The organism is Neorhizobium huautlense (assembly GCF_002968575.1).
GTDB classification, from domain to species: Bacteria; Pseudomonadota; Alphaproteobacteria; order Rhizobiales; family Rhizobiaceae; genus Neorhizobium; species Neorhizobium huautlense.
On the sequence record NZ_PVBM01000020.1, the window covers coordinates 13,951 to 29,507 of the forward strand.

Here is a 15,557-nt window from a genome sequence, read left to right on the forward strand (position 1 = left end):
CAATCACTACATAAGGACCTCGATCCTCCCAAAGAGCATGATGATGAGTGAACTCAAAACCATTTCCATACGTGGCGCGCGCGAGCATAATCTTAAGGGCATCGACCTCGATCTGCCGCGCAATTCGCTGATCGTCATGACGGGCCTTTCGGGGTCGGGCAAATCGTCGCTTGCCTTCGACACGATCTATGCGGAAGGCCAACGTCGTTATGTGGAGAGCCTGTCGGCCTATGCGCGCCAGTTTCTGGAAATGATGCAGAAGCCGGATGTCGATCAGATCGACGGCCTTTCGCCGGCAATTTCGATCGAGCAGAAAACGACCTCGCGCAACCCGCGCTCGACGGTCGGCACGGTCACCGAGATCTACGACTATATGCGCCTGCTTTTTGCGCGCGTCGGCGTGCCCTATTCGCCGGCAACAGGCCTGCCGATCGAAAGCCAGACCGTCAGCCAGATGGTCGACCGCATCCTCGCCTTCGAGGAGGGCACGCGCCTTTACATTCTGGCGCCGATGATCCGCGGACGAAAGGGCGAATATAAAAAAGAGCTCGCCGAGCTGATGAAGAAGGGTTTTCAGCGCGTCAAGGTCGACGGCCAGTTCTATGAGATCGCCGAGGTTCCGGCACTCGACAAGAAATACAAGCACGATATCGACGTGGTCGTGGACCGCCTCGTGGTGCGCTCCGACATTTCCGCACGCCTGGCGGACAGTCTCGAGACCTCGCTGAAACTGGCCGACGGGCTGGCGGTCGCCGAATTCGCCGACAAACCGCTGCGCGCCGAGGATACCGCAGCCGGTGGCTCCGCCAACAAGTCGCTCAACGAGACCCACGAGCGGGTGCTGTTTTCGGAGAAATTCGCCTGCCCGGTCTCCGGCTTCACCATTCCGGAAATCGAGCCGCGGCTTTTCTCGTTCAACAATCCCTTCGGCGCCTGCCCGACCTGCGACGGCCTCGGTTCGCAGCAGAAGGTGGATGAGGCGCTGATCGTGCCGGAACCCGCCCGCACGCTGCGCGACGGCGCGATTGCGCCATGGGCGAAATCCACCTCCCCCTATTACAACCAGACGCTGGAAGCGCTCGGAAAAGCCTTCGGTTTCAAGCTGTCCAGCCGTTGGAACGAGCTTTCCGAGGAGGCTCAGAAGGCCATCCTGCAGGGAACCGAAGAGAAGATCGAATTCCACTATGCCGACGGCGCACGCTCCTACAAGACGGTCAAGAACTTCGAAGGCATCGTGCCGAACCTCGAACGCCGCTGGAAGGAAACCGACAGCGCCTGGGCGCGCGAAGAGATCGAACGCTACATGTCGGCCGCTCCCTGCCCGGCCTGCAACGGTTTTCGCCTGAAGCCGGAAGCTCTCGCGGTGAAGATCAACAAGCTGCATATCGGACAGGTCACGGATATGTCGATCCGGCTTGCGCGCGACTGGTTCGAAGTGCTGCCGGAACAGCTGAACGCCAAGCAGAACGAGATCGCCGTCCGCATCCTCAAGGAGATCCGCGAGCGTCTGCGGTTCCTCAATGACGTGGGCCTCGATTATCTCAGCCTCTCGCGCAATTCCGGCACGCTTTCGGGCGGCGAGAGCCAGCGCATTCGGCTCGCCTCGCAGATCGGCTCCGGCCTCACGGGCGTGCTTTACGTATTGGACGAACCCTCGATCGGCCTGCACCAGCGGGACAATGCGCGGCTGCTCGATACGTTGAAGCACCTGCGTGACATCGGCAACACCGTGATTGTCGTCGAGCATGACGAGGACGCTATTTTGACGGCGGACTATGTGGTCGACATCGGCCCGGCCGCCGGTATCCACGGCGGTCAGGTGGTGGCACAGGGCGGGCCGAAGGACATCATGGCCAATCCCAAGTCGCTGACCGGCAAATATCTCTCGGGCGAACTCGGCGTGCCGGTTCCCATGGAGCGCCGCAAGCCCAAGAAGGGCAAGGAGATCAAGGTTTTCGGTGCTCGCGGCAACAATCTCAAGAATGTCACGGCCGCCATTCCGCTCGGCGTCTTCACGGCCGTTACCGGCGTATCCGGCGGGGGCAAGTCCACGTTCCTCATCGAGACGCTCTACAAGGCTGCCGCACGCCGTGTCATGGGCGCCCGCGAAATACCTGCCGAACACGACAAGATCGACGGTTTCGAATTCATCGACAAGGTGATCGACATCGACCAATCGCCGATCGGCCGCACGCCGCGTTCCAACCCGGCGACCTATACCGGCGCCTTCACGCCGATTCGTGACTGGTTTGCCGGCCTGCCGGAAGCCAAGGCACGGGGTTATGCGCCTGGCCGCTTCTCGTTCAACGTCAAGGGTGGCCGTTGCGAAGCCTGCCAAGGCGACGGTGTTATCAAGATCGAGATGCACTTCCTGCCGGACGTCTATGTCACCTGCGATGTCTGCCATGGCAAGCGCTACAATCGCGAGACGCTTGACGTGCATTTCAAGGGTAAATCGATCGCCGACGTGCTGGACATGACGGTTGAGGAAGGGGTGGAGTTCTTCTCCGCGGTGCCGGCGGTGCGCGACAAGCTGCAGTCGCTCTTTGATGTCGGCCTCGGTTATATCAAGGTGGGGCAGCAGGCCAACACGCTTTCGGGTGGCGAGGCGCAGCGCGTCAAGCTAGCCAAGGAACTGTCGAAACGCTCGACCGGACGTACGCTCTACATCCTCGACGAGCCGACGACGGGCCTGCATTTCCACGACGTGGCCAAGCTCCTGGAAATGTTGCATGAGCTTGTGAACCAGGGCAATTCGGTGGTGGTGATCGAGCACAATCTCGAGGTCATCAAGACGGCCGACTGGATCATCGATATCGGTCCGGAAGGCGGCACGGGCGGCGGTGAAGTGGTCGCGTCCGGCACGCCCGAGCAGATCGTCAAGGAAAAGCGGTCCTATACCGGCCACTTCCTCAAGGAACTGCTGGATCGCCGGCCAGCGAAGAAGGTGGAAGCGGCGGAATAGCAGTATTGCGTCATGGAGGGGAATTCATGAAGAAAGCCGGCACTATTCGCACAGGCATCGGCGGCTGGACCTTCGAGCCTTGGGAAGGAACGTTCTATCCGGAAAAACTGGCGAAGAAGAAACAGCTCGAATATGCGGCCAGCAAACTGAAGGTGATCGAGGTCAACGGAACCTATTACGGCTCGCAAAAGCCGGAGACTTTTGCCAAATGGGCTTCCGAAGTGCCGGATGGTTTCATCTTTTCGCTGAAGGCGAGCCGCTTCACCACCAATCGCAAGGTTTTGGCAGAAGCCGGAGAGTCCATCGAGAAGTTCCTGACCCAGGGTCTGACGGAACTCGGCGATCATCTCGGGCCGCTGCTGTGGCAGTTCGCGCCGACCAAGAAGTTCGAGGCCGACGATTTCGAGGCCTTCTTGAAACTCTTGCCGAACAAGCTCGATGGCTTGAAGCTGACCCATGCCGTCGAAGTCCGCAACGACACATTCAAGGTGCCGGAATTCATCGCGCTGCTGGCGAAATACAATATCGCCCCGGTTTGTGCCGACCATTTCGACTATCCCATGATCGCCGATGTGACCGCCGATTTCGTTTATGCCCGGCTGCAGAAAGGGTCCGACGATATCAAGACCTGTTATCCCGAAAAGGATATGAAGGCGTGGGCGCACCGGCTTGAAATTTGGGCGGAAGGCGGCGTGCCGGACGATCTGCCGCTGATCGACGAAAGCCACAAGCCGAAGAAGGAGCCGCGCGACGTCTTCGCCTTCTTTATCCATGAAGGCAAAGTCAACGCCCCCTACGGCGCAATGGCCATGAGCGAACTTCTGGAAACCAAAACTAACCGGTGAGTGTGACACTCGCATGGGCGGCCAGATCTTCAGCCGTCATGCCCCTGCCCACGCGCTTTGCCGCCTCGGCATGCAGGTAGACGCCAGCGGCTGCCGCTTCGAAGGCGGGCATGCCTTGCGCCAAGAGGGCGCCGATCATGCCCGCCAGCACATCGCCGGAACCCGCGGTCGCCAGCCATGGCGGTCCGTTGGCGTTAATGCAGGCACGGCCGTCCGGGCCCGCTATAACCGTATCCGCCCCCTTGTATACAATCACCGCGTGAGCGCGCTCGGCCGCTCTTAAGGCCTTCTCGACCTTGCTCTGATCCTGTTCGCGGGCGAGGTCGGGAAATAGCCGGCCGAATTCGCCCTCGTGCGGCGTCAGCACCAGGCGTGTTTCACCCCCGGCAAACGCATCGAACAATTCCGAGGGACGTTCTTTAAAGGACGTAATGCCATCGGCATCCAGCACCAATGGCCGATCCTTGAACGCCAGGACGAATTGACGAGCCTTCTCGCCAACGCTAAAGCCGGGGCCGAGCACGAAGGCGGAGAGTTTTGCCGAAGCCGTCCAGTTCTGGAGGTCGTCCAGGTCGTCGATCTGATGCAGCATGACGGCAGTGAGCGAGGAGGCATTGACGGGCAAGGCATCGGCGGGCGATCCAATGGTCACCAGTCCGGCCCCGGCTTTCAGGCCCGCTGTGGCGGCAAGCCGGGCGGCCCCCGTCTTCGTCCCCTCCCCGGAGAAGACAACCAGATGTCCGCGACGGTATTTATGCGTTGCCGCTTCCGGCGCCGGAACCAGATCGCGCCAGAGAAGCGGGCTGTTTTCGCAGATCCTGCCCGCGACGGAACGGATGATCCGAGCCGGAATACCGATATCGAAGACTTCGATGTCTCCGCAGAGTGACCGTCCCGGTAAAAGCAGATGTCCGGGTTTGCGGGCCATGAAGGTGACCGTATGTCGGGCTGTGAAAGACGCGCCGAGCGGCACGCCGCGGCGGCCGCAGAGGCCTGAGGGCAGATCGACCGCCAGGACCGGGACTTTGGCTCCGTCCACCTTGCCGATCACCAGTTGCACCGCTTCAGGTACGTCCCGCGCCAAGCCGGCACCGAAAAGGGCGTCAACGACGATATCACTCTGCTCGGGTTGATAGGATTCGAGCGGTTCGGACGATCCGCCCCAGAGATGGCGTGCATGGCGCGCATCTCCCTTCAGTCTCTCCGGGTCGCCAAGATGGAAGACATCGACGGAAGCACCGGCCTCTACCAGTGCGCGGGCGGCCACATAGCCGTCGCCGCCGTTATTGCCCGGCCCACACAGGACGGCGAAGCGCAATGCGCCGGGAAAATTCCGCAGGGCCGACGCTGCGACAGCTCGCCCTGCCCTTTCCATCAGATCGAACGAGACAATACCGGACCGGGCAGCGGCGGTGTCGGCTGCGGTCATTTCGTTCGGCGTCAGCAGTAGATGATCGATGGGAAAGCTCATACTGCTATTGAATGGAAACGTGATCAGAAAACAAGCGGCGATGTCGGCTCTTGATAGCATATTTAATATGCATTTGCCTAAATAATAGGCTCTATCGCGCTTCTATTTACATCTGCTTACATTCCGCAAAAACGAGGCAAAACGCTCGTTCCTGCGCCGCACCGCACAAGAATCAGAAAAAATGGAAGCATTTCGGCCACGGAACACGCCGTTCTGCGGGGATTTCGCCCAAAAACACATTATTTTTTTGAAAGTCCCTTCCGAGTTTGGCACGATAACTGCATTGGCATGGCCGAGCGGGTAAAGGCCTGCTTCAAGGGAGAAGCGGAGAGATAGTTTCTCATGAAAAAGATCGAAGCGATCATCAAACCTTTCAAGCTCGATGAAGTGAAGGAAGCCCTTCAAGAGGTCGGCTTGCAGGGAATCACCGTCACCGAGGCAAAGGGTTTCGGCCGTCAGAAAGGCCATACGGAACTCTATCGCGGTGCGGAATATGTCGTTGACTTCCTGCCGAAGGTTAAGGTGGAGGTTGTCCTGGCGGACGAGAACGCGGAAGCGGTCATCGAAGCGATTCGCAATGCCGCGCAGACTGGACGGATCGGGGATGGCAAGATATTCGTCTCCAATGTGGAGGAGGTCATCCGTATCCGCACTGGTGAAACGGGCGTAGACGCCATCTAATCCGCCCCGCGGCCGCCGGCCCGGGCTCAATCGTCATCTTACATCGAGGAAGGTCATATGACGAGCGCAAGCGAAATCATGAAACAAATCAAGGAAAACGACGTCAAGTTCGTGGACCTGCGCTTTACCGACCCGCGCGGCAAGCTGCAGCACGTCACCATGGACATTGCGTCGGTCGATGAGGACATGTTCGCCGACGGCGTCATGTTCGACGGTTCCTCGATCGGTGGCTGGAAGGCCATCAACGAGTCCGACATGGTACTCATGCCTGACCCGGCCACTGTCCATATGGACCCCTTCTTCGCGCAGTCGACGATGGTCATCTTCTGCGACATTCTCGATCCAATTTCGGGCGAAGCCTATAACCGCGACCCGCGCGGAACTGCCAAGAAGGCTGAAGCCTACCTGAAGGCATCCGGCATCGGCGACACCATCTTCGTCGGGCCCGAGCCTGAATTCTTCGTCTTCGACGACGTCAAATACAAGGCCGACCCCTATAACACCGGCTTCAAGCTGGATTCGTCGGAACTGCCGTCCAACGACGATACCGACTACGAGACCGGCAACCTCGGCCACCGTCCGCGCGTCAAGGGGGGCTATTTCCCGGTTCCGCCGGTCGACAGCCTGCAGGATATGCGCTCCGAAATGCTGACCGTGCTCGCCGAAATGGGCGTCGTCGTCGAAAAGCATCACCACGAAGTCGCCTCCGCCCAGCACGAGCTCGGCGTCAAATTCGACACGCTGGTGCGCAACGCCGATAAGATCCAGATCTACAAATACGTCGTGCATCAGGTCGCCAATGCCTATGGCAAGACCGCGACCTTCATGCCAAAGCCGGTGTTTGGCGACAATGGTTCGGGCATGCACGTGCATCAGTCGATCTGGAAGGACGGGAAGCCGACCTTTGCGGGTGATGAATATGCCGGCCTCTCCGAGAGCTGCCTTTATTACATCGGCGGCATTATCAAGCATGCCAAGGCAATCAATGCCTTCACCAACCCGACGACCAACTCCTACAAGCGTCTCGTTCCGGGTTATGAAGCGCCGGTGCTGCTCGCCTATTCGGCGCGCAACCGCTCTGCTTCGTGCCGCATCCCGTTCGGGACCGGGCCGAAGTCGAAGCGGGTGGAAGTTCGCTTCCCCGATCCGCTGGCAAACCCCTATCTCGGCTTCGCCGCCATGCTGATGGCCGGCCTCGATGGCATCAAGAACAAGATCCATCCGGGCAAGGCCATGGACAAGGACCTTTACGATCTGCCGCCGAAGGAGCTCAAGAAGATCCCGACTGTCTGCGGATCACTGCGCGAAGCGCTCGAAAACCTCGACCGCGACCGTAAGTTCCTGACCGCCGGCGGCGTGTTCGACGACGATCAGATCGACGCCTATATCGAACTGAAGATGACGGAAGTCATGCGCTTCGAAATGACCCCGCATCCGGTCGAATTCGACATGTACTACTCGGCCTGATCCGGCGATTCTGCCACTGGCGTTTTCGAACGGCGGGCTCAGGCCCGCCGTTCTTTTTTTGGCGCGGCATCGCCTCAGCGGCAGGGAATACCAGGGCCATAGCGGCGAACCGGTTTGAAGGCAGGATTCTCGATTATTGCCGGACCTCGGAATGCTCAGCCGTCGCAGGAAGTAATTTTGCGATTCCAGATCCGTCGGCCACAGATGACGCAAGTCTATCCTTGGAACAATGAAGGGCGGTGCGCATTACTCTCTTGATGTCAGAGAATTCTATTCCCACATTAGGATGCGAAAGGACATCGCACCATGAAACAACGCAACGCTAAGTTTACAATCGGAGAGGTGGTCCGCCACAAGGTCTTTCCGTTTCGGGGCGTCGTGTTCGATGTGGATCCGGAATACGCCAATTCTGAAGAATGGTGGAATGCCATTCCGGTCGAAATCCGGCCAAACAAGGACCAGCCCTTCTATCACCTGCTCGCCGAAAACGACGAGACGGAATATGTCGCATACGTTTCGGAGCAAAACCTGGAGCATGACGAGAGCGATACTCCCTTGCGCAATCCTCAGGTCTATCAGATCTTCGATCGCGGTCCATCAGGCCAGCTGAAACCCAAGGTCATCCTGGCCCACTGACTGGCGGCGACAATCAAAAAAGACGCCTGCATCTCCCGGCGTCCTGCCTACAAAAAAGCCGGCATCTCTGCCGGCTTTTTCTCAGATGAACATCAAGACGGTTACTGGCCCTGCTTGGCCGCGTTCTGTGCGTCTTCCAGCTTCTTGCGGGTTTCTTCCGCCTTCTTCTGCAGGCCTTCTTCGAGGCTGCGCTGACTCTGGGCGATCTGCTCCTGCGGCATGGCCGGGCCATCGAACACGCCGGTGAAGCCGGAGAGCGAAACCTTGATCGGGTTCGGCGCGCGGCGGAAATTGATTGACGTGAAGACCACGTCGTTGCCCTTCTTGAGGCTGGCGATCATCGCGTCCGTCAAGGGAACTTCCGCAGTGCATTTATCCGGCAGGCAGACGACATAATCCAGCTTCTGGCCCTTGCCGCCATCGATCTGCATGATGACGCCCGGCGGCACGAGGCGCGCGGTCGGAACCGAAACCTGCAGGATCTTGCGGTTTACCTTGCCTTCAACGGTGATCAGGCCAACAGCCGTGACCAACTGCCCGTTCTGGGCGGCGATGATGTTCTGCACGACGCAGATGTCGCTGTCATCCTGCTTGCTGCAAGTCTTGAACCAGCCGAGCGGCGGCGCACCCGGAGCGGCAGCGGCAGGTGCCGCGGCATCCTGTGCAAGGGCTGCAGCCGGCAGCGCACTTGCGCCAACCGAGAGAGCGAGAACGGACATTGCCGTCCGCAGAACTTGGGTTGCCTTAAGCATCATAACGAGATCCGTCTCCTGAAATCCGTGGGGCGGCAAGACGCCGTTCAAATCCCTCGGGGTGTCCTACTGCCCGTCACCTGTCGGCGAAATGAGGCATTTGAATGACCCGCCCGTCCGGCAAACCTGTTACATCGCGACGGCCACGATATCCAGCCCCCTCTTTCGTATTTTTTCACAAGGCGTTAACGCGCCTGTTCAATCTTTCGCGGGCGGTGCCGGGTTGGTCCCCCTAGGGGTATGCGTTATCTTGCCTTCGAATCAGCGAGGACATCTCCCACCATGAGTTCGATGCGACGCTTTGTTCCCCTTATCGCGGCCCTTTTGATCGGCGGGCCCGCAACAGCCGAGCCCCTGCACGGGATCGCAATGCACGGATCGCCGACCCTGCCACGAGACTATAAGCACTTTTCTTACGTCAATCCGGAGGTCAAAAAGGGCGGCAGAGTGGCCTATGGGGTGGTCGGCACGTTCGACAGCCTCAATCCGTTCGTCCTCAAAAGCATGCGCACGACCGCACGCGGCCTCTGGGACACCATCTTCGGGCATCTCCTCTACGAACCCCTGATGACTCGTTCCAGCGATGAACCATTCACGCTTTATGGTCTGCTCGCCGAGAGCGTCGAATGGGACGAAGACCGCACCTTCATACAGTTCAACATCAACCCGAAGGCAAAGTGGTCGGACGGCCAGCCGGTGACCCCGGAGGACGTGATTTTCACGTTCGAAATTCTGCGCGACAAAGGCCGAATTCCCTTTTCCAACCGGCTTGCGCCCGTGGAAAAGATGGAAAAGGTGGGCGAACGCAGCGTACGTTTCACCTTCAACGACAAGGCCGACCGCGAGTTCCCGCTCATCCTCGCTACCTCCACTCCAATCCTGCCGAAACACGTCATCGATCCTGCGACTTTCGACCAGTCGACTTTGAAGCCCCCTGTGGGCTCGGGCCCCTATCTCGTCAAATCCGTGTCACCCGGCGAACGCATCGTTTATGAGCGAAATCGGGATTATTGGGGCAAGGACATTCCATCGAAGATCGGTTTCGATAACTACGATCAGATCTCGGTAGAATATTTCCTCCAGGAAAACACTCTCTTCGAAGCCTTCAAGAAGGGCGTAATCGATGTCTATCTGGAAGGCAGCCCGACTCACTGGGCTCGTGCTTATGACTTTCCCGCTGTACAGAAAGGCGAAGTCATAAAAGACGCCTTCAAGCCGCAGCTTCCAACGGGCATGCTCGGCTTCGTGTTCAACACCCGTCGTCCAGTCTTTGCCGATGTCAATGTGCGCGCGGGTCTGTCTCTGGCCCTGGATTTCGAATGGGCCAACAAAAACCTCTTCGAAGGCGCCTATACCCGTACAGAAAGCTATTGGCAGGACTCGCCGCTCTCTTCCCTCGGCAGAGCCGCCGATGAGCGCGAACTTGCCATTCTCGGACCGGCCAAGGAGAGGATCGAACCTGCGGTTCTCGACGGCACCTATCGCCTGCCGAGAACAGACGGCTCCGGCGCCGATCGGAAGGTGATGAGAGACGCTGTCGACCTTCTGAAAAAAGGCGGCTACACGATCAAGAACGGCAAGATGTCCGATGCCAAGGGAAAACCGCTCGTCTTCGAGGTGATGACGCAGACCCAGGACCAGGAAAAGCTGGCGATCGCCTATCAGCGCACGCTGAAGATGATCGGCGTCGACATGGCGATCCGCACTGTCGACGACGCACAGTACCAGGCCCGCTCCGGCAGTTTCGACTACGACATGATCGTCAAGTCCTATCCGTCGACGCTGTCACCCGGCATCGAGCAGGTAGGCCGCTGGGGATCCTCTTCGCGCGACCGGCCGGGCAGCTTCAATTTCGCTGGCGTGGCCGACCCGGATGTCGACAAGCTCATCGGGTCCATCCTCTCCGCCCGTAGCAAGGAGGATTTCGAAGCGGCGGTGCGCGCCTATGATCGGTTGCTGATTTCCGGTCACTATATGGTGCCGCTCTATCACATACCGGAGCAATGGCTGGCGCGCCGCAGCTACATCAGCTATCCGGAGAAACTGCCGCTTTATGGCTACCAGCTCAACACCTGGTGGGACAAACGGGCGCAATAGCCGAATTCAGGTCGATCAAGTAAAGGAAGCCCGTCATGGAGCGCGTGACCATAGACATCGTTTCGGACGTCGTTTGCCCCTGGTGCTATCTGGGAAAGGCGCGGCTGGAGCTCGCCATCGCCGAAGTGCAGGACGAGATCGGGGTGGACATCAACTGGCGCCCCTATCGGCTCAATCCGGACCATCCGCCGGAAGGCGTCGATCACCAGAGCGATCTGGCCCGCAAGCTTGGGGGCAAGGACGCGGTGGATCGCGCCCATGCCATGCTGCAAAAGCTCGGCGAGGACGTTGGCATCCGCTACAATTTCGAGGCAATCAAGATCGGGCCGAATACGCTCGATGCACATCGGCTGCTGCATTGGGCAATGACCGAGGGGCGCGAAGTTCAGGACAAGGTCGCAACAGCCCTCTTCAAGGCAAATTTCGAGGAAGGACGAAATGTCGGCGATCCCGCAGTGCTGGCAGATATTGCCGAGCAATCTGGCCTTGACCGAAAGGTGATCGAAAACCTTCTGGCGACGGATGCGGACAAGGACACGGTTCTTTCCGAGATCGACGCGGCCCAGAAGATGGGCGTCACCGGCGTTCCTTTTTTCATTATCGACGGACAATATGCGGTGAGCGGGGCGCAGACACCGGATGTCTTCGTCAACACCTTGCGCGAGATTGCCAAGCTCAAGGCAGATGCCCGCAAAGGCATGATCTGATCCAGGGTCCCCTCGCCCGCAGACCAAAGGGGCTCGCAAGGCCCGATACCCGCGACACCCTGTCCATTCGTGACGTGCAGGATCAGGCTTTCGCCAGCTCCGCGAACTGTGTCATCACCTGCGCTGCAGCCGTCAGCCTTTTTTCCGGCGTGGGAAGCTCCCGCGTCAGGAATACGCTCTGATCCGGCCGAATCTTCGCGAGCGTTCCCTGCTTGGCGATATATCCCACGAGCGCTGCAGGATTCGGGAACTGCTTGTCGCGGAAGGTGACGACCACGCCCTTCGGCCCTGCCTCCAGCTTCTCGACATTTGCCTTCCGGCAAAGGGACTTGATGAAGACGACCTTCAGAAGGTTCTGCACCTCCGGCGGCATCGGGCCGAAACGATCCACCATTTCCGCGCCGAAACCGTCGATCTCAGAGAGTTCGGAGACCTCACCAAGACGGCGATAGAGCCCCATGCGCAGATGCAGATCCGGCACATAGGATTCCGGGATCATCACAGTGATGCCAGCGGAAATCTGCGGTGACCAGCCGGTATCGACGATCTCGTCGTCGCCCTTCACTTCCGCCACCGCCTCCTCCAGCATCTGCTGGTAGAGCTCGAAACCGACTTCCTTGATATGACCGGATTGTTCTTCGCCGAGCAGGTTTCCGGCGCCGCGGATATCAAGGTCGTGGCTTGCAAGCTGGAATCCGGCCCCGAGAGTGTCGAGCGACTGCAGCACTTTCAGGCGACGTTCCGCCGTCGTGGTGAGCGGCTTGTTGACCGGCAGGGTGAACAGCGCGAAGGCGCGCACCTTGGAGCGGCCAACGCGGCCGCGAAGCTGATAGAGCTGCGCCAGTCCGAACATGTCGGCGCGATGCACCACCAGCGTATTGGCGGTCGGCACGTCGAGACCGGATTCGACGATGGTCGTCGAGAGAAGCACGTCGTACTTGCCGTCGTAGAAGGCATTCATGATGTCTTCCAGCTCACCGGCCGGCATCTGACCATGGGCGACGGCCACCTTCAGCTCCGGAACGTCCGACTGAAGGAAAGCCTGAATCTCCGGCAGATCGGCGACCCGGGGACAAACATAGAAACTTTGGCCGCCGCGGTAATGCTCGCGCATCAGCGTCTCGCGGATGACGAGCGGATCGAAGGGCGAGATGAAAGTGCGGACCGCCATGCGGTCGACCGGCGGCGTGGTGATGAGCGAAAGTTCGCGAACACCCGTCATGGCAAGCTGCAGCGTGCGAGGGATAGGCGTCGCCGAGAGCGTCAGAACATGCACGTCGCTCTTTAGCTCCTTCAGCCGCTCCTTGTGCTTGACGCCGAAATGCTGCTCTTCGTCGATGATCAGCAGGCTGAGATTGGCGAACTTGATGCCGGCGCCGAGCAGTGCGTGGGTGCCGACGACGATATCCACCTTGCCCTCGGTCAGACCTTTCTTGGTTTCCGCCAGTTCCTTGGCAGATACCAGACGGGATGCCTGCGCAACGGTGATCGGCAAGCCGCGAAAACGGTCGCGGAAGGTCTTGTAGTGCTGGCGGGCAAGCAGCGTGGTCGGCACGACGACTGCGACCTGCGCGCCGTTCATCGCCGCAAAAAACGCCGCCCGCAGCGCAACCTCGGTCTTACCAAATCCCACATCCCCGCAAACCAGACGATCCATCGGCCGGCCCGCTCCCAGGTCGTCCCGCACGGCGTCGATGGCATTCGCCTGGTCGTCCGTCTCGTCGTAGGGAAAACGTGCGGCGAATTCGTCGTAGAGCCCTTCCGGCGTGGTCAATACAGGCGCACGGCGGGTGATGCGGGTCGCGGCAATGCGGATAAGCGCATCCGCCATGTCCAGCAGGCGCTTCTTGAGCTTGGCCTTGCGGGCCTGCCAGGCGCCGCCGCCGAGCTTGTCCAATTGCGCTTCGGCGGCATCCGAACCATAGCGCGACAAGAGATCGATATTTTCGACAGGCAGGAAGAGCTTAGCCTGATCGGCATAGTGCAGTTCCAGGCATGCCCGCGGCGCGCCGGCTGCCTCGATGGTCACGAGGCCGACGAAGCGGCCGATGCCGTGTTCTGCGTGGACGACCAGCGAACCTTCGTCGAGGCCCGCCACTTCCGTCAGGAAATCCGCTCCGCGCTTGCGGCGTTTGCCGCGGCGGACCATGCGGTCGCCGAGGATATCCTGCTCGCCGATGACGGCGATCTTGTCGGTTTCGAAGCCCGCCTCCAGGCTCAGCACCGCCGAGGCCGCTTCACCTTTTTCGAGTGTATCGAGATCGGAGAGCTTCTCGATCTGTTTGATACGCTTCAGGCCGCGCTCGTCGAGCACCTGCAACAGACGATCGAGCGAGCCGGCCGACCAGCCCGTCACCAGCACCTTGATGCCGGCCGCCCGCTTGTCGGCAATATGCTTGACGACCAGGTCGAATACATTGATCCGTTCGTCTCGCTCCTTGTCCTCGGTCTGCGATTTGGCCCAGCGCGGCCCTGCATGCGCATCGAGAGTCACCACCCGGCGACCTTCGGCATCCATTTCATTAAATGGCGTAAGACGCAGCGCATTGACCGCATCGAGAGCAGAGGCGAAAGCCTTGCCGTCGAGGTAGAGCTGGCCGGGAGAAACCGGCTTGTAAGGCGCGGCCTGCGCCGCGGCTCCTTTGCCCTGCGTCCCGCTGTCGCGCCGCGCCTCGTAATAGTCGAGGACAAGCTTGGAACGCTCGTTCGCAGCCTCTTTGGCAGTGTGATCGGTAACGATGCAAAAACCGTCGAGATAGTCGAAGGCCGTCTCGAGCCTCTCGTAAAAGAGAGGCAGCCAATGCTCCATGCCGGCATAACGCCGTCCTTCCGAGACCGCCTGATAGAGCGCATCGTCGCGAGTGGCTGCGCCGAAAAGGGAGAGGTAGTTCTTCCGGAAGCGGCTGATCGTGTCCGGCGTCAGCGTCACCTCGCTCATGGGATTGAGATCGAGAGAACGGGTCTGGCCGGTGGTCCGCTGGCTGGCAGGGTCAAATGAACGAATCGATTCCAACGTATCCCCGAAGAAATCCAGCCGCACAGGCTCTTCCGTGCCCGGCACGAAGACGTCCAGAATGCCGCCGCGAACGGCGAATTCGCCCACTTCGCGCACGGTCGCGACGCGCTCGAAGCCGTTGCGCTCCAACCGCGCTGCAATGTCGTCCATGCGGATCTGATTGCCGGGCCTCGCCGAAAAGGCAAGGCTCTCGATAATCTCCGAGGGAGCGATCTTCTGCAGCATCGCGTTGACCGTCACCAGTACGATCGCGGCATGAGGCTTCTTGCGATGCGAGATCAGACCGGAAAGGGCCGCAAGTCTGCGGGCGGAGACATCCGCGCTTGGCGAAACCCGGTCGTAAGGCAAACAGTCCCAGGCAGGCAGCGTCAAGACCGGGATTTCCGGCGCGACGAAGGACAGCATCTGCTCGAGATCGGGCATGCGCTGGCCGTCGGACATGATATAGGCCACCGGCTGGCCCGCCCTTGCCAGTTCGGCCAGCACCAGCGGTTCCATGCCGGGAGGCACATTGCCAATGGTCAGCGGCGTCTGCGCCGCCGCGATTTTCTTTGCATCAAATCCTGGAATCATTGCGTCGGCCCGCGCCTTGCTTCGAGCGAAGCTTTGGTGACAGGATCAAAATCGGGCTTGTAGGCTGCGACCCGCGCAAAAAGCGGCGTCCGCCTGTGTTCCGGCAGCGGCTTGGCCCCTGTGAGCCAGGCATGCAGATCATGATCGTCTTCGCCCATGATCGTCTCGAATTCGTCGAGTTCTTCGTCCGAAAGCCGGGCTATCTCGGCCTCCGCAAAGCTTCCGAAAACGAGGTCCATTTCGCGGATACCACGATGCCAGCAGCGATAAAGGATGCGGCGGCGGCGCGGGTCGAGATCCGCGCTGGTGCGCGATAGTCCTGTCATATCGGTGTCCTTGTTCCGCGG

At 59.9% G+C, this 15,557-nt stretch carries 11 protein-coding genes; 7 read left to right on the forward strand and 4 right to left on the reverse strand.

All coding sequences use genetic code 11. The features are described from left to right. Positions 1 to 43: 43 nt before the first annotated feature. Complete coding sequence (uvrA, locus tag C5L12_RS19770; protein WP_105373853.1) at positions 44 to 2,965, forward strand: excinuclease ABC subunit UvrA; 2,922 nt, start codon at positions 44 to 46, stop codon at positions 2,963 to 2,965. 26 nt (positions 2,966 to 2,991) lie between these two features. After that, on the forward strand, positions 2,992 to 3,810 hold the full coding sequence (locus C5L12_RS19775; RefSeq protein ID WP_105373782.1) for a DUF72 domain-containing protein: 819 nt from the start codon (positions 2,992 to 2,994) through the stop codon (positions 3,808 to 3,810). Here C5L12_RS19775 and C5L12_RS19780 read toward each other — a convergent pair. After that, the gene (locus C5L12_RS19780) at positions 3,800 to 5,281 is read right to left on the reverse strand and encodes an NAD(P)H-hydrate dehydratase (RefSeq protein WP_105373854.1); all 1,482 of its coding nucleotides are present in this window, start codon (positions 5,279 to 5,281) and stop codon (positions 3,800 to 3,802) included. The genes C5L12_RS19775 and C5L12_RS19780 overlap by 11 nt on opposite strands. 342 nt (positions 5,282 to 5,623) lie before the next feature. Here C5L12_RS19780 and C5L12_RS19785 point away from each other — a divergent pair, with 342 nt between their 5' ends. The 3 genes from C5L12_RS19785 to hspQ all read left to right on the forward strand — a co-directional run bounded on the left by C5L12_RS19785 (position 5,624) and on the right by hspQ (position 8,065). Continuing rightward, the gene (locus tag C5L12_RS19785) at positions 5,624 to 5,962 is read left to right on the forward strand and encodes a P-II family nitrogen regulator (RefSeq protein ID WP_003515720.1); all 339 of its coding nucleotides are present in this window, start codon (positions 5,624 to 5,626) and stop codon (positions 5,960 to 5,962) included. Between the two features lie 57 nt (positions 5,963 to 6,019). Beyond that, positions 6,020 to 7,429 carry a type I glutamate--ammonia ligase gene (gene glnA / locus C5L12_RS19790; RefSeq protein ID WP_105373783.1) on the forward strand — a complete coding sequence of 470 codons (1,410 nt, stop codon included), beginning with the start codon at positions 6,020 to 6,022 and terminating at the stop codon, positions 7,427 to 7,429. Positions 7,430 to 7,735: 306 nt separating this feature from the next. Beyond that, on the forward strand, positions 7,736 to 8,065 hold the full coding sequence (gene hspQ / locus C5L12_RS19795; RefSeq protein ID WP_105373784.1) for a heat shock protein HspQ: 330 nt from the start codon (positions 7,736 to 7,738) through the stop codon (positions 8,063 to 8,065). Positions 8,066 to 8,166: 101 nt separating this feature from the next. On the opposite strand, the gene C5L12_RS19800 is transcribed toward hspQ, so the two are convergent. After that, entirely contained in the window at positions 8,167 to 8,820 is a 654-nt protein-coding gene (locus C5L12_RS19800) for an invasion associated locus B family protein (RefSeq protein WP_105373785.1), read from the reverse strand. Positions 8,821 to 9,099: 279 nt separating this feature from the next. Between C5L12_RS19800 and C5L12_RS19805 the strand changes: the two genes are divergently transcribed. Beyond that, positions 9,100 to 10,914, forward strand: coding sequence for an extracellular solute-binding protein (locus tag C5L12_RS19805; RefSeq protein WP_105373786.1), 1,815 nt, complete (start codon positions 9,100 to 9,102; stop codon positions 10,912 to 10,914). A gap of 35 nt (positions 10,915 to 10,949) precedes the next feature. After that, positions 10,950 to 11,621, forward strand: a complete 672-nt coding sequence (locus tag C5L12_RS19810) for a DsbA family oxidoreductase (protein WP_105373787.1) — start codon at positions 10,950 to 10,952, stop codon at positions 11,619 to 11,621. A gap of 82 nt (positions 11,622 to 11,703) precedes the next feature. On the opposite strand, the gene mfd is transcribed toward C5L12_RS19810, so the two are convergent. Both mfd and C5L12_RS19820 read right to left on the reverse strand, forming a co-directional pair. Next, positions 11,704 to 15,210 (reverse strand): transcription-repair coupling factor, encoded by a 3,507-nt coding sequence (gene mfd / locus C5L12_RS19815; protein ID WP_105373788.1) that lies wholly within the window; start codon positions 15,208 to 15,210, stop codon positions 11,704 to 11,706. After that, positions 15,207 to 15,536, reverse strand: a complete 330-nt coding sequence (locus tag C5L12_RS19820; protein WP_105373789.1) for an FAD assembly factor SdhE — start codon at positions 15,534 to 15,536, stop codon at positions 15,207 to 15,209. Before C5L12_RS19820 ends, mfd begins: the two co-directional genes overlap by 4 nt. Between the last annotated feature and the right edge of the window lie 21 nt (positions 15,537 to 15,557).

Excerpts from the sequence above, each read along its gene's own strand:
- uvrA (WP_105373853.1), top strand. The coding sequence starts at position 44 with ATGAGTGAACTCAAAACCATTTCCATACGTGGCGCGCGCGAGCATAAT.
- C5L12_RS19775 (WP_105373782.1), top strand. The coding sequence starts at position 2,992 with ATGAAGAAAGCCGGCACTATTCGCACAGGCATCGGCGGCTGGACCTTC.
- C5L12_RS19780 (WP_105373854.1), bottom strand. The coding sequence starts at position 5,281 with ATGAGCTTTCCCATCGATCATCTACTGCTGACGCCGAACGAAATGACC.
- C5L12_RS19785 (WP_003515720.1), top strand. The coding sequence starts at position 5,624 with ATGAAAAAGATCGAAGCGATCATCAAACCTTTCAAGCTCGATGAAGTG.
- glnA (WP_105373783.1), top strand. The coding sequence starts at position 6,020 with ATGACGAGCGCAAGCGAAATCATGAAACAAATCAAGGAAAACGACGTC.
- hspQ (WP_105373784.1), top strand. The coding sequence starts at position 7,736 with ATGAAACAACGCAACGCTAAGTTTACAATCGGAGAGGTGGTCCGCCAC.
- C5L12_RS19800 (WP_105373785.1), bottom strand. The coding sequence starts at position 8,820 with ATGATGCTTAAGGCAACCCAAGTTCTGCGGACGGCAATGTCCGTTCTC.
- C5L12_RS19805 (WP_105373786.1), top strand. The coding sequence starts at position 9,100 with ATGAGTTCGATGCGACGCTTTGTTCCCCTTATCGCGGCCCTTTTGATC.
- C5L12_RS19810 (WP_105373787.1), top strand. The coding sequence starts at position 10,950 with ATGGAGCGCGTGACCATAGACATCGTTTCGGACGTCGTTTGCCCCTGG.
- mfd (WP_105373788.1), bottom strand. The coding sequence starts at position 15,210 with ATGATTCCAGGATTTGATGCAAAGAAAATCGCGGCGGCGCAGACGCCG.
- C5L12_RS19820 (WP_105373789.1), bottom strand. The coding sequence starts at position 15,536 with ATGACAGGACTATCGCGCACCAGCGCGGATCTCGACCCGCGCCGCCGC.